Source organism: Sorangium sp. So ce1335, assembly GCF_051521615.1.
GTDB lineage: Bacteria > Myxococcota_A > Polyangia > Polyangiales > Polyangiaceae > Sorangium.
This window is the reverse complement of sequence record NZ_CP150363.1, coordinates 3,966,320-3,979,057: the sequence shown is the minus strand read 5'-3', so window position 1 is coordinate 3,979,057 and position 12,738 is coordinate 3,966,320. Positions and strand designations below refer to the sequence as shown.

The window sequence follows — 12,738 nt, the reverse complement described above, 5'->3', positions numbered from 1 at the left end:
TCCCGATGCAGAGCCGGGACCTATCGCCGGAGCGGAAGCAGCGGCCCCGGAGGCGCCATCGTCTTCTCGTCGCCCGGGACGGGCCGCGGCGGCCTGCGCACAGGCGGCGGCTCGACCGGCGTGGCCTGGGACGGCGCCTTCAGCAGGAAGGGGCGGGCGTTGCGGGTGGAGCACGCGTCGTACGGATCCCGGTGGAACTCCCAGTGCAGGTACACGTTGCCGTCCGGCGACACGATCGCGTCCGGGGCCTTTCCGAACGGCGACGCGCGGTGCACCGAGCTCAGCGCGACGATGTCGAACGCGGTCATCCCGCTCGGCCGCGTGACGCCGAGACGCACGATGCTGCCGCTGTCCTTGTTCAGCACGATCTCCAGGTGCGTCACCCGGTTCTGGTTGAACGCGTGCCCGGCGGGCAGGCTCTCGAGCGACGCGAGGAACTCCTCCGCGAAGATCGGGTGGAGCCGGTTGTGGATCATGTTGATGTACGTCGCGAACGGCACCCGCGCGGCGTTGAGGGAGGTCTGGTTGCCGGGCTTGACCGAGGGGTCGTAGTTCTCGATCGCGGCGCGCCACTTCTTCCACTTGTCCGTCGTCTCCCACGAGCCCCGGTGCGCGCTCTTGCGGGAGGCGCCGTCAGCGGCCCGCTCCGCCTTGAGCTTCTCGTTGCCCACGGCCGCCTGCACGCCGGCCATGTTCAGGTTGAGGTTGGGCCCGCCGGGGAGCCCCGGCGCGCCGAGGCCGATCGAGCCGACGCGGACCGGGCTCTTGTACGGCTGCGGCGTCGCCTTCTTGCCGGCGACGCGGCTCTTTCCGTCGCCGCCCGGGTTCGCCGGGTCGAGGGAGTAGCCCCCGTGCGCGCTGTCGACGACCTCGGGCGACGCCGGGCCCGCGCCGCCCGCGGCGCCCTTGTCCGGCGGCGGCACGGCGGCGGGCGGCGCCTGCGCGACGCGGCCGCCGCCGCTCGCTCCCGGCACGCTCGGCGGCGACCCCGACCGGGCGGCCTGCGCGGCCTTCGCCGGCGACGCCGGGCTGTGGTGCTCCGCGCTCTCGCTGTCGGGGTTGTTCTCCCCGGGCGCGTTCTTCTCGTTGCCGGCCCTCTCCTCGCTGTGGCCGCTGTGATCGTGGTCGCTGTCGCCGACCTTGTCCTTCGGCCCCATCGGGCCGGACGGCGTCCCGGGCGTCGGCGTCGGATCGTCCTGATCCTTCGAGCGGATCTGCGCCATGGTCTCCTCGGCGACCTTGTTGGCGTCGTCCGCGATCCGGCTCGCCTCGGGGTTGTCCTCCTGGTCCTTCTCGACGTGCTGGCGGACGGCGATCCGTCGATCCGGGGGCGGCATCGGCGGCGGCGGCACCGGCTTGGCCGGCACCACCTTGACCACCTCTTCCTTCGGCGGCTCGGGCTTGGGCGGCGGGGGCGGAGGGGCCTTCGGGCGAGGCGACTCCGGCCTGGGCGGCGGCGTCTGGGCCACCTTCGCCGGGTCGGGCTTCTGCTGCGGATCGGGCGGCGTGTCTTTGTCCGGCTCGCTGTCGGCGGAAGGCGGCCGCTCCGGCGGCGCGACCGGGGCGGGAGGCGGCGTGGCCGCGACGCCGTCGGTCAGCACCTCGAACGTCATGTCGCCCGGCCGGAGGCCCTGCCGCACCGCGTGGACCATCTGGCGGAGCTGGGCCCGGTCCTCGATGACCTGCGCCACCTCGACGGCGCCGCCGCCGCCCGCCATGTGCGCCACGATCGCCGCGCAGATCCAGAGGGCGAGCGGGATGTGGGCGTCGCGGGCCATGGAGCTCAGCGCCTCCGCGCTGCAGAGACGGCGCCGCGCGAGGGGGCGCAGCCGTAACAGCAGCGAACGACGGTCACCGGTGGCACCTCCAGACTCCGCGTGAACGACCTGCTCGAACCGTACGAACCGTACGCCGACCGCACGCCGATGCGCCGATCGCACCCAGGAAGCGGTTCGAACCTAGCATCCGGGGATCAGCACAGCAACGGTCGGCGCGCCCCAGATCCGTCGCATCTGCCGCGTCCGCCGCGCGCCGCGCGCCGACCGGCGCCTCCGCGAAGCCCCCGCGCCGGCGCGCGCCGGTGGTTCCGATGTTGCCATCAGAGCTTGTTGATGGCGTCCCAGTGATCGGCGATCTCCTGCGCCGTCCAGATACCGCCCTCGTCCTTGAACTTCCCGGGGCTCTGGACGACCTTGTAAATGTACATCTGCGCGCCGGCGACCGCGAGGACGTTGCCGGTGCGGTCGGCGCAGAGGTCGGACGCGAGGAACAGCGCCGCGGGCGCGACGTGCGCCGGCGTCAGCGTGTCGCCGGCCGACTGGAACATCGGCAGATCCTCGGTCATGCGCGTCCTGGCGATCGGCGCGACCGCGTTGACCGTGATCCGCTGCTTCTGGAGCTCGATCGCGGCGGTGCGGGTGAGCCCGTAGATGCCGGCCTTGGCAGCGGAGTAGTTGGCCTGTCCGAAGTTGCCGAGCATCCCCGAGACGCTCGTTGTGTTGACGATCCGCCCTCCCCCGCCCTGCGCGACCATCTGCTTGGCGGCGGCCTGCGTGCACAGGAAGGTCCCCTTCAGGTGAACGGCGATGACGGCGTCCCACATCCCCTCATCCATCTTGAGGAGCGTCTTGTCGCGGAGGATTCCCGCGTTGTTGACCAGGATGTCGACCCTGCCGAACGCGTCGACGGCGGTCTTCACGATCCTCGCCGCGCCCTCGGGGGTCGTCACGCTGTCGAAGCTCGGCGCGGCCTGCCCGCCCGCGGCCCGGATCTCCTCGACGACCTGCGACGCCATCGCGTCGCTCGAGCCCGCCCCGTCGCGCGCGCCGCCGAGATCGTTGACCACGACCTTCGCGCCCTCCCGGGCGAAGAGCAGCGCCTCCTCGCGGCCGATCCCGCCGCCGGCGCCCGTGATGATCGCGACCTTTCCGTCGAGCAAGCCCATCGCAGATTCCTCCTGATCCGCGCGCCGGCGCGGTGCGCCGGGCCGTTTGCGCGCGGAGCTTCGCACACCGGGCCTCCGCCCGGGCGCACATTCGTGCGCGCGAGCCCGTGATCTCTCGATCTTGCGAGGCGCGCGAGGCGCACGGGGCACGCGCGGGCGGGCCCTTCCGCGCCGGTCCACGCCGGCCGCCCGACCACGCCGGGCGCGCTCTGCCGCCGCTGCTTGTTTGGCCGATCGCGGGTTGCGATGGTAACGCCGCGTTCGATGCAACTGCCCAGCCGCCTCTCCACGTCGACCCTGGGAGACCTGCTCGGCGCGCTGTACCGTGAGAAGACGACCGGGCTCCTGGAGCTCTGTGAGCTCCGGACGCCGAGCGGCTCCACGGTGCCCGGCCGCCAGCATCGGATCCAGCTCTTCTCTGGCCTCGTGACGGCCGTCGAGACGCCGCTCCGGGTGCCCCGCATCGGCGAGATCCTCGCGCAGGACGGCTCCGCGCCCGGGCCGTCGATCCAGCGGCTCGCCTCGCTCGTCGCGGCGCACCGGGGGCGCCGGACCGGCGAGGTGCTCGTGGCCGCGGGGCTCATCCCGGAGAGCGCGGTCGAGCGCGCGCTCCGGATCCAGCTCCGCGCCCGCCTCGAGGCGCTGTTCGCCATCGAGGAGGCGACCATCTGCTTCCACACAGCGAGGCCGCTCGCCGGCGCGCTGCGGCAGACAGGCCCGCTCTCGCCGAACGATTTCCTCCACGGCCGCCCGCGCGCGCGGGACCGCCACCGGCGCGTCGCGGACGTGGGGGCAGCACACCGCGCCTCGTCGAGCGCGCCGCCGCGCGGCGCAGCGGGGGGCGCGCCGCGGGCCGCCCGCGTGGACGAGCCGCGCCGCCGGGCGCTCGCCGTGCTCGGCCTGCGCGAGGGCGCGAGCGAGATCGAGATCCGCCGCGCGTTCCGCCGCCTGGCCGCGGTGATGCACCCCGATCTCGGCGGCGCGCAGCCCGGCGAGCACGCCCGGCGCACCGCGCGGTTCGCCGAGCTCTCGGCCGCCTACCACCTGCTCGTCGCCTGACCGCCTGCCACCCGCTCGTCGCCTGACCGCCTAGGCCCTGCCCACGAGGCGCTCGACGAGGAACGACGCCACCGTGATCGGCTTCGTTCCCGGGCCGAAGCCGGCGTCGAAGCCGAGCTCGACGGCGAGGTTGTGATCGATGCGCGGGCCGCCGAGCAGCAGGATGACCTTGTCCCGGAAGCCCTGGCGCGTCGCCATCTCCACGAGCGCCGCCGCGTTCTCCTTGTGGCAGTTGCGCTGCGTGATCACCTGCGAGACAAGGATGGCGTCGGCGCCGAGCGCCCTGGCCTTCTCGCACAGCTCGGCGTTCTCGACCTGCGCGCCGAGATTGTGGGCGTCGAAGCACTTGAAGCTCTCGAGGCCCTTCTCTCCAGCGAACCCCTTGTAATTCAGGATCGCGTCGATGCCCACGGTGTGCGCGTCGCTGCCCGTGCAGGCGCCAACGACCACGATCTTGCGGCCGAGCTTCTTCGCCTGCGCCTCGATCTCGTCGCGCGTGAGCGGCTGGGCGGCGAGCTCCTGAACCTCGATGTCCGAGATGTCGACCCCGTGCTGGGAGTGTCCGTAAACAACGAAATAGGTGTGCTCCCGGCTGGCCTGTTCCATGGCCGTGACCAGCGGCTCGCGCAGGCCGTGCGCCTCGGCGAAGCGCTTCGCCGCCTCGCGCGCGCGGTCGCCCGGCAGGACGCGGAGCGTGAACGACATCTGGACCATCCCGTCGCCCTCGCGGTCGCCATACGCACGCAGGATGTTTCTCGGTGCCATGCTCACCTCCGTCTTCAGGGGACGGACTGCGCCGCTCCCTCGTTGACAGTAGCGCCAGGCGGCCTCGCGCGGCTAGGGCTATCGCGTCATCGAGCGCGGACGAAGACGACACGAAAGCTCAGGGAGCATGCCTTTTGAAGACTCGAGTGACGTGGCTTCCCGGGGCGGTCCGAGCCCGCCTCCGGCGCCGGCGCGGAGCTCGAACGAGCACGGATCATCCCGCCTGGACACCAGGATGAGAGTTCCCTGGTTTTCCTGGCGTCCCCGGCGCCTCGGCGGCCGTCCTCCGTTCCTTCCGTTCCCCTCGAACCCCGCGTCAGCGCTGCGACGAGAGCGGCGCATCGCAGCGCCTAGGAGCGCTCCAGCACCTCGAGGATCGGGTTGAGGTACTCCGGGTGCCGCGCCGCGACGCCCGCGTACCCCTTCCCCCCGGTGCGCGTGCGCTTGACGTCGCCGAAGGCGCCGCGCCCGATCGCGTCCCACAGGGTGTCCCTCTCGACCTCGCGCAGCAGCGCGTGCGCCTTGTCGAGGACCTCGCGGGCGCGCGACTCGACGATGCCGCCCGGCTTCCACTGGATCTCGTCGCCGAGGTGCCGCGCCGCCGTGAAGATGTAGCGGGCGCTCTTCAGCGACAGATACCGGTCCATGAGGAGCGGCGTGTGGACCGCCTCGCTGAACATCCCGAGCAGCTCGATCGACTGGCCCGTCGTGATGCCGACCAGGTTGAACATCGCGTCGTGGACGTGGCTGTGGAAGATGTCGCCCGTCTTGAACTTGGTGGGCGGCATCCACTTGATCGGGTGTCGATCGAAGATCTGCCGGACGAGCTGGGCCTGCGCGAGCTCGAAGAGGAGGCTGTCCTCCAGCCAGGGGTTGATCTCGAAGGCGTGGCCGAGGCCCATCTGCTCCTCACGGAGGCCGGCGCGCCGGGCGAAGGCCTCGTTGATGAACTGCGACGCGAGCACCGTGTGGGCCTTCTCGACCGCGTCGGCCGTCGTGAGGTAGTTGTCCTCCCCCGTGTTGATGACGATCCCGCTCCTCGCGATGATCCTGCGGGAGAAGTACTGATCGACGAACGTCCGCTGCATGTTGATGTCGCGGAACAGGATCCCGTACATCGCGTCGTTGAGCAGCATGTCGAGCCGCTCGACCGCCGCCATCCAGGCGATCTCGCTCATGCACAGGCCGGACGAGTAGTTCGTCTGCGCGAGGTAGGTGCCGGTGTCGCGGGCCGCCTCGTCCGTGGCGCGGCGGATGATCCGGAAGTTCTCCTGCGTCGCGTACGTGCCGCCGTACCCCTCGGTGGTCGGCCCCTCGGGGACGTAGTCGAGGAGCGACTGCGCTGTCGCGCGGATCACGGCGACGATGTCGGCCCCGGCGAAGCCGGCGGCCTTGGCCTGGACGGCATCGTCGTAGATGTTGCCGGTCGCCACGATGACGTACTTGAGCGGCGCGGCGCCGACCCGGTGAGCGGCCTTGTTGGCCTCGCGCTCGTCGCGGGCCCTGTCGATCCGGGCGATCGCCTCCCGCGTCGCCGCCTCGAGCGCGCCGCGCGCCTCGGCCACGGACGGGCCCTGTTCGAAGTCGGCCGACTCGCTGAAGGCCAGCATCTCCGCCGCCTCCTGGACCGAGGCGGCGCCCTCGGAGAGCGCCCGGCCGAGGTGGTACGCGACGCCGCGGCCGATCTGCCCCGCCTTATGGATGCGATCGACGAGCGCGTTCGCGAGCGGCGTCCCCTCGGCGTCGGCCCCGACAACGCCGTAGGCGCGGGCCACGGTGCGCTCGACGCCGACCGTCGTGTGGCCGTCGATGAAGCGCTGCACCTCGTCGGCGATGTCGGCCGCAAATGCGCGGCACGCCTCCACTTTTTCCTGCTCCACGGGGACGGTGGTCATGGATTTCTCCGGGGCAGGCGGTCTTAGCGCACTCTCACCGCGGCCGGTACTCCGGCGCGGGATCCGCGGCGGAGCGGCCGGCCGCGAGGGATGACTGCGCGCGGCCATGCCGCGTGCGCCGCGCGGCGGGCGGCGCTAGACGGGGTCATGGGCAAGCTCATCCTGCTCTTCACGGTGGTCCCGATCGTGGAGCTCTGGCTGCTTCTCTCGATCGGCGACCTCATCGGCTTCTGGCCCACCGTCGCGTTCGCGCTGGGAACGGCGGTCTTCGGCGCGGCGCTCGGCAAGCGCGAGGGGCTCAAGGTGCTCGCCGCCTGGCGGGGCGCGATGGCGGAGGGCCGCATCCCCGACGAGGGGCTCACCGGAGGGCTGCTCGTGCTCCTCGGCGCGGCGCTGCTCGTCACGCCGGGCGTGCTGACCGATCTGGCGGGGATCCTGCTCCTGCTGCCGCCCACGCGCCGCCGGATCGCGGCGCTGGTGCGCGCCCGGCTCGAGCAGCGGGTGGCGGCGAGCGCCGCGGGGTTCGGCGGAGGCGGCCCGGGCGCCGGCACGTTCTTCAGCATGCGGGTCATCGACATCGGCGGCGCGCCGTTCGGCGGGCGCTCCGGCGCGCCGTCCTGGCGACCTCCGCCGCCGGGGCAGGTCATCGACGTCGAGGCGGCGGAGGTGACCGACGACGACGCGCCCGGCGGACCGGCACACCAGACGACGCGACGACTGCCCCGCTGACGCCCCGGCGACGCAGACCCCCGGCGAGCCCATCCGCGCTCGCCGCCCCCGGGGCATCAACGCTCCTTCGTCGCCTCTCCGACAACCTCCCTTCCACGCCTCCACGCCCGCGTCAGCAGCTCGCGAAACGCGCAAGCAACAGCGCCATCAACAACACAAGTTGATGATTCACGATCGGGCTGCACGAATGAAACGACAAAGAAACAAAGCCTATTGTAGGCTCCTCAACGTCGTCGGAGCGATCCGACAACTCAGGAGAAGCGACATGAAGATCTGAGCCCGTACAACGCGACGTGACAACGCACAACGACCCCAGCGCAACACCCTATGCTAGATCCAGCTCGAACCGTGATCCCATCGACCCAACCGCGCCGCTCGGGGAGCGGCACGACGAACGGCTCTGGCACGGCGTCCAGCCCTGAGCCGCGCCGGCGGGCGACGAGCCGGCGGCCCCACCTCACGCTGTCGAGGGGGGTGACCCGATGAGGCTCTTCAAGTCCGTGGCCGACTGGCTGCTCGGGCACGTCGATCCGAGGGAGCCGATCGGCAGCTCGCTCATCAACGCCATCTCGCGGCTCCCCATCCACCTCGCCGCGGACGCCGTGTGCCTCCGGAAGAACGCCGACTCCGGCGCCCTGGAGGTGCTCTTGACCCAGCGTGGAGCATCGGAGTCGGAGCCGGGCGCGTGGGGCTGCCCCGGGAGCGTCCTCTCGCCGGGCGAGCAGCCCGAGCACGTCCTCGATCGGGTCGGGGTGGCGATCTCCGACTTCACGTTCATCGGCGACTATTTCTCGGCCGCAGCGCGCGGCTGGATGCTGTCCCGGGTCCATCAGGCGAAGCTCGCCGAGGTCCCGGCCACGGGCACCTGGTGGCCCGTCGAGCAGCTCCCGAACAACATGGTTCCCAAGCACCGGGAACAGGTCATCCCGATGGCCGTCAAGGCGTTCCACGCCCAAAGGACGAAGAGCTCCCAGAAGGTCAGCCCCATCCCCGCGTGAGCAGCGCGCGCCGCGCTGCGCGACCAGGCGGCTGTAGAGCCCGCACACACGAAGGAAGGAAGCGTGGGTGCTCCGCGCAGGCTGGCCGCCCGCGCCGCACGCGGTCGGCCGCCATCGCCCAGGCTGGCCCCGCGCTGCGATGGACGATCGCGGTGGCCCAGGCCGGCCGCCGCGCTGCGCGGGCGGACGCTCGCTGTCACCCGGGCGCGCCGCGCTCTGCGCTGGTCGGACGATCGCTATCGCTCACGCGCGGCTTCGGTTACGCTGCGCGGTACGGCTGTGGATCCCCGCGGCGGCGCTCTCTCCGCAGGCGATTCTGCAGGGACATGGAGCTCATGACGGTCGACAAGACAGCCCTCATCGTGGGAGGAACAGGCCTCGTCGGCGGCCATTGCTTGCGCCTCCTCGTGCAGCAGCCCGCGTACGCGCGGGTGGTCGCCCTGCTGCGCCGCCCCGCCGCGATCGAGGATCCGCGGCTCTCCCAGCGCATCGTCGACTTCGACCAGCTGGACGGCGCCGAGTTCGCCGGCGTCACCGACGTGTTCTGCGCGCTCGGGACGACGATCGCCAAGGCCGGCTCCGAAGAGGCCTTCTATCAGATCGATTATCGTTACCCGATCACCGTCGCCAGGCTCGCCGAGAAGGCGGGCGTGAAGCAGCTCGTCATCGTCTCCTCCGTGGGCGCCGATCCGCGCTCGACCAGCTTCTACCTGCGCGTGAAGGGGGAGCTCGAGCAGGAGCTCTCCGCCGCGAGCTTCGCGTCGGTGCACGTCATGCGCCCGAGCCTGCTGCTCGGCGAGCGGGGCGAGGTCAGGAGGGGTGAGGCCATCGGCGTCGCGGCGGCGCAGACGCTCCGGTTCACGATGAAGGGCGGCCTGCGCAGGTACCGGCCGATCGACGCGAGGACCGTCGCCGGCGCCATGGTCGCGGCCGCGCTCCAGGGGAAACCCGGACGCCACGTGTATCACTTCGACGACATGGAAACGCTCGCCAAGGGCATCGGCGTCGTCCAGGCCTGATCGCCGCCCCCGGGCCGCGCCCTGCGCCCGGCCGGACAGGCGTGTCGCCGCTCGCTCCGGCCGGCGCGGGGCCTCCCGAGGCCGCCATGGCGCCGCCACCCCTGCCGCGACGCAAGCGCGCGGAAGTGCTAGGGCTGGCGGCGGGCACGGCGCTCGCTGGAGGCCGCCGCCATGGTCTTCGCGGAGCCCCCCTTGTCGATCCCGATCGAGCGCCTCACCCCTTCCCTGCTGCGCCCTCCAGAGGGCGCGCCCCCGTCGATCGACGCGGTGCTCGCGGAGCGGTTCGGCATCGCCTCGTTCCGGCCATGGCAGCGCGAGGCGATCGACGCCCTGCTCGGGGGCGCGGGGCGCGTCCTCGTCGTCGCGCCGACCGGCGGCGGCAAATCGCTCTGCTACCAGCTCCCGGCCGTCGCCCTGCCCGGAACGACGCTCGTCCTGAGCCCGCTCATCTCCCTGATGGAAGATCAGGTGCGCGCGCTCGAGGCGCGGGGCATCCCGGCCACGTTCGTCGCGTCCAGCCTCTCGCGTGAGGAGAACGGCCGCCGCCTCGCCGCCCTCCGCCGGGGCGAGTACAAGCTCGTCTACGCGGCGCCCGAGCGCCTCGCGCTCGACGGCTTCCTCGAGGCGCTCTCCGCGAGCCGGCTGTCGCTCGTCGCCATCGACGAGGCGCACTGCATCGTGCAGTGGGGGCACGACTTCCGGCCCGACTACCTGCGCATCGGCGCCGCGCTCGCGCGGCTCCGCCCGCCCCGGGTGCTCGCCTGCACCGCGACAGCGACCCCCGACGCGCGCGACGAGATCATCCGCCGCCTCGGCTGGCCGCTGCCCTCGTCCGGAGGCGACGGCGAGGCGGAGGACGAGGGCGGGGCGCGCGCGTCGCGCGGGTCGGACGAGCCGCCGCCCACGGTGATCCTGCGCGGGTTCGCGCGGCCCAACCTCCACCTCCAGGTCTCCGCGGTCGACGGCCCGCGCGAGGCCGGGCGCCGCGCGGCGCGGGCGCTGTCGGACGCCCTCGGCGACCCGGGTCGGCCCCGCGGCGCGGGCATCGTCTACGCCGCGACCCGCAAGGGCGCGGAGCGGCTCGCCGAGGCGCTCCGCGACGCCGGCTGGAACGCGGAGGCGTACCACGCCGGCCTCGCCCCCGAGTCGCGCGCGCGCCTGTCGGCCGGCTTCGCCGACCGCAGCCTGTCCGTGGTCGTGGCGACGAACGCCTTCGGCATGGGCATTGATCGCCCCGACGTCCGCCTCGTCGTGCACGCCCAGCCGCCGTCGTCGATCGAGGGCTATTACCAGGAGGTCGGGCGCGCCGGCCGCGACGGCGATCCGGCGCGCGGCCTCCTGCTCTTCGCGCCCGCGGACATCGCGCTGCGCCGCCGGCTGTGCCAGCTCGGCGAGGGGGGCGTGGAGGCGAACCCGGAGGACGCCGCGCGCGCCTGGGGGCTCTTCCGCGAGCTGCTCCGCTACATCGACGCCGCGACGTGCCGGCACGACTTCATCCTTCGCTACTTCGGCGACGAGGCCGAGTCGCTCGGCGGCTGCGGCCACTGCGACGTCTGCCTCGAGGTCGACGCCCTCGAGGCGAGCGACCCCGCCGCGCTCGCCCGCGACAACGATCTCGTGCGACGCGCGCTCGCCGGCGTCGCGCGCGCGAAGGGCGGCGCCGGGATGCAGGCGATCGCGTCCATGCTCGTCGGCGAGTCGAACGAGCGCGTCCGCCGCATGGGGCTCGATCGGCTCTCCACGTTCGGCGTCCTCGAGAAGAAGAGCCACGACGAGGCGATGTCGATCCTGCGGGTCCTGCTCGCGAACGGCTGGATCGATCTCACCACCGGCGAGTTCCCCGTCCCCCTCGTCACGCCGTCGGGCTGGCGCGTGATGCGCGGCGAGGTGCCCGCGCGGGTGCGGCTCCCGCTGCCCGCGGCGCGCCGGAGGCCGCTGCGCCGCGCGGCGCCGGGCCCCTCGCCCGCCGCGCGGCCGTCGCCGGCGACGGCCGCGGCCTCCGGGCGCGCGCGCGCGGAGGCGGCCGCGCCCGTGTCATGGGCGGCAGCGCCCCACGCCGGCGCGGCGCCCCCGGAAGCGGCCGCTCCCCTGCCCGCCTCGCGCGCGGAGGCGGCGCCCGACGCCGATCTCGACGAGCAGGACGTCCCGCTGTTCGAGGCGCTCCGCGCCCACAGGGCCGCGCTCGCGAAGGAGAAGGCGCTGCCCGCGTACATCATCGCGCACGACAGGACGCTCCGCGAGATTGCCCGGATCCGGCCCGTGTCGCTGGACGATCTCGCGCTCGCGCGCGGGATGGGGCAGGCGAAGATCTCGAGCTATGGGGAGGGCATCCTGCGCGTGGTGCGGGAGTTCTCGGGGCCGTGATCGCCGGAGGGGCGCTCGGGCGCGGGGAGCGGCGGGGTCCGCGCGAAGGGGCGCCCGGGGCGATGTGAGGGCGCGGGAGGGCGGGAGGACGCTGGAGGCGTCTGCGCCGTTCTCCACGCTGCCCTGGTCGACGCGGCGTCGCCTCCGTTCAGGCGTGACCTGCGACGCGGAGCTCGGCGATGAGCTGGCCGTCCAGGCTGACGAACGTCGTGAGCCGGCCCTCGACGTTGATGAACACGTCGAGCATCACGCCGGCGCCGAGGTCGACGACGTGCAGGTCGCCCTTGAGGACCACCGTCGGGGCCTCGCTCCCCCTCGGCGCCCGCCTCGGGCCCCGCTCCATGGTCTTCTTCGAGTTCATGTCCCCCTCCGCCCGCTGGCCTCTCCGTGCCGTGTCCTCCCGGAGCCGGCTCCGCGCGGCGCGCTGTCGACGGGATCGAGACCCCGCGCGCGGGACACCTTGCTTCCCGGCGGACACGACAAGCGCGTTCCATGCCGTGCTCGTACGGCTGAAGTGATCCTTCCCTTCACGCAGCCCCCTTTCCCTCCGCTCGCTGACCGGCGGTACCTCCATTTCACTGGATAGGCTTCGCGGGAAGGCATGAAGTTCGGGGGATGATCGGAATTTTCTTCCCGGCTTCCCAACCTCCGGCACGAATCCGGCAACCCGGTCGCCAGCTCCCCGCTCACCCCGGACTCGGTCGGCCTCAACCTCGGTCGGCGGCGAGACCCCAACCTCGGTCGGCCTCAACCTCGGTCGGCGAGACCCCAACCTCGGCGAGACCCCAACCTCGGCGAGACCCCAACCTCGGCGAGACCCCAACCTCGGCGAGACCCCAACCTCGGCGAGACTCCAACCTGGCGAGACCCCAACCTCGGCGAGACCCCAACCTCGGCGAGACCCCAACCTCGGCGAGACCCCAACCTCGGCGAGACCCCAACCTCGGCGAGACTCCAACCTGGCG

General features: G+C 72.7%; 10 protein-coding genes. 5 read left to right on the top strand and 5 right to left on the bottom strand.

Annotated features, from left to right (window positions below; genetic code table 11):
- Window positions 1–20: 20 nt before the first annotated feature.
- Entirely contained in the window at window positions 21–1,778 is a 1,758-nt protein-coding gene (locus WMF24_RS14800) for a hypothetical protein (protein WP_437737044.1), read from the bottom strand.
- Between the two features lie 320 nt (window positions 1,779–2,098).
- Complete coding sequence (locus WMF24_RS14795) at window positions 2,099–2,944, bottom strand: SDR family NAD(P)-dependent oxidoreductase (RefSeq protein ID WP_437737043.1); 846 nt, start codon at window positions 2,942–2,944, stop codon at window positions 2,099–2,101.
- A gap of 264 nt (window positions 2,945–3,208) precedes the next feature.
- Between WMF24_RS14795 and WMF24_RS14790 the strand changes: the two genes are divergently transcribed.
- Complete coding sequence (locus WMF24_RS14790; RefSeq protein ID WP_437737042.1) at window positions 3,209–4,003, top strand: J domain-containing protein; 795 nt, start codon at window positions 3,209–3,211, stop codon at window positions 4,001–4,003.
- A 30-nt stretch (window positions 4,004–4,033) separates the two neighbouring features.
- Here WMF24_RS14790 and WMF24_RS14785 read toward each other — a convergent pair whose 3' ends face one another.
- Both WMF24_RS14785 and WMF24_RS14780 read right to left on the bottom strand, forming a co-directional pair.
- Complete coding sequence (locus WMF24_RS14785; protein ID WP_437737041.1) at window positions 4,034–4,768, bottom strand: OAM dimerization domain-containing protein; 735 nt, start codon at window positions 4,766–4,768, stop codon at window positions 4,034–4,036.
- Between the two features lie 350 nt (window positions 4,769–5,118).
- Window positions 5,119–6,663, bottom strand: a complete 1,545-nt coding sequence (locus tag WMF24_RS14780; protein ID WP_437737040.1) for a lysine 5,6-aminomutase subunit alpha — start codon at window positions 6,661–6,663, stop codon at window positions 5,119–5,121.
- 147 nt (window positions 6,664–6,810) lie between these two features.
- Here WMF24_RS14780 and WMF24_RS14775 point away from each other — a divergent pair, with 147 nt between their 5' ends.
- From WMF24_RS14775 to WMF24_RS14760, 4 genes are all read left to right on the top strand, one after another.
- The gene (locus tag WMF24_RS14775; protein WP_437737039.1) at window positions 6,811–7,392 is read left to right on the top strand and encodes an FxsA family protein; all 582 of its coding nucleotides are present in this window, start codon (window positions 6,811–6,813) and stop codon (window positions 7,390–7,392) included.
- A 482-nt stretch (window positions 7,393–7,874) separates the two neighbouring features.
- A complete protein-coding gene (locus tag WMF24_RS14770; RefSeq protein WP_437737038.1) occupies window positions 7,875–8,390 on the top strand; it encodes an NUDIX hydrolase in 516 nt (171 codons plus the stop codon).
- 335 nt (window positions 8,391–8,725) lie between these two features.
- A complete protein-coding gene (locus WMF24_RS14765; RefSeq protein WP_437737037.1) occupies window positions 8,726–9,409 on the top strand; it encodes an oxidoreductase in 684 nt (227 codons plus the stop codon).
- Window positions 9,410–9,580: 171 nt separating this feature from the next.
- On the top strand, window positions 9,581–11,773 hold the full coding sequence (locus WMF24_RS14760) for a RecQ family ATP-dependent DNA helicase (RefSeq protein ID WP_437737036.1): 2,193 nt from the start codon (window positions 9,581–9,583) through the stop codon (window positions 11,771–11,773).
- A 148-nt stretch (window positions 11,774–11,921) separates the two neighbouring features.
- On the opposite strand, the gene WMF24_RS14755 is transcribed toward WMF24_RS14760, so the two are convergent.
- Window positions 11,922–12,134 carry a hypothetical protein gene (locus WMF24_RS14755; protein WP_437737035.1) on the bottom strand — a complete coding sequence of 71 codons (213 nt, stop codon included), beginning with the start codon at window positions 12,132–12,134 and terminating at the stop codon, window positions 11,922–11,924.
- Window positions 12,135–12,738: the final 604 nt, after the last annotated feature.

What these genes read in the sequence shown, in the direction of transcription:
- WMF24_RS14800 (WP_437737044.1), bottom strand. Translation starts at nt 1,778, where the DNA reads ATGGCCCGCGACGCCCACATCCCGCTCGCCCTCTGGATCTGCGCGGCG.
- WMF24_RS14795 (WP_437737043.1), bottom strand. Translation starts at nt 2,944, where the DNA reads ATGGGCTTGCTCGACGGAAAGGTCGCGATCATCACGGGCGCCGGCGGC.
- WMF24_RS14790 (WP_437737042.1), top strand. Translation starts at nt 3,209, where the DNA reads ATGCAACTGCCCAGCCGCCTCTCCACGTCGACCCTGGGAGACCTGCTC.
- WMF24_RS14785 (WP_437737041.1), bottom strand. Translation starts at nt 4,768, where the DNA reads ATGGCACCGAGAAACATCCTGCGTGCGTATGGCGACCGCGAGGGCGAC.
- WMF24_RS14780 (WP_437737040.1), bottom strand. Translation starts at nt 6,663, where the DNA reads ATGACCACCGTCCCCGTGGAGCAGGAAAAAGTGGAGGCGTGCCGCGCA.
- WMF24_RS14775 (WP_437737039.1), top strand. Translation starts at nt 6,811, where the DNA reads ATGGGCAAGCTCATCCTGCTCTTCACGGTGGTCCCGATCGTGGAGCTC.
- WMF24_RS14770 (WP_437737038.1), top strand. Translation starts at nt 7,875, where the DNA reads ATGAGGCTCTTCAAGTCCGTGGCCGACTGGCTGCTCGGGCACGTCGAT.
- WMF24_RS14765 (WP_437737037.1), top strand. Translation starts at nt 8,726, where the DNA reads ATGACGGTCGACAAGACAGCCCTCATCGTGGGAGGAACAGGCCTCGTC.
- WMF24_RS14760 (WP_437737036.1), top strand. Translation starts at nt 9,581, where the DNA reads ATGGTCTTCGCGGAGCCCCCCTTGTCGATCCCGATCGAGCGCCTCACC.
- WMF24_RS14755 (WP_437737035.1), bottom strand. Translation starts at nt 12,134, where the DNA reads ATGAACTCGAAGAAGACCATGGAGCGGGGCCCGAGGCGGGCGCCGAGG.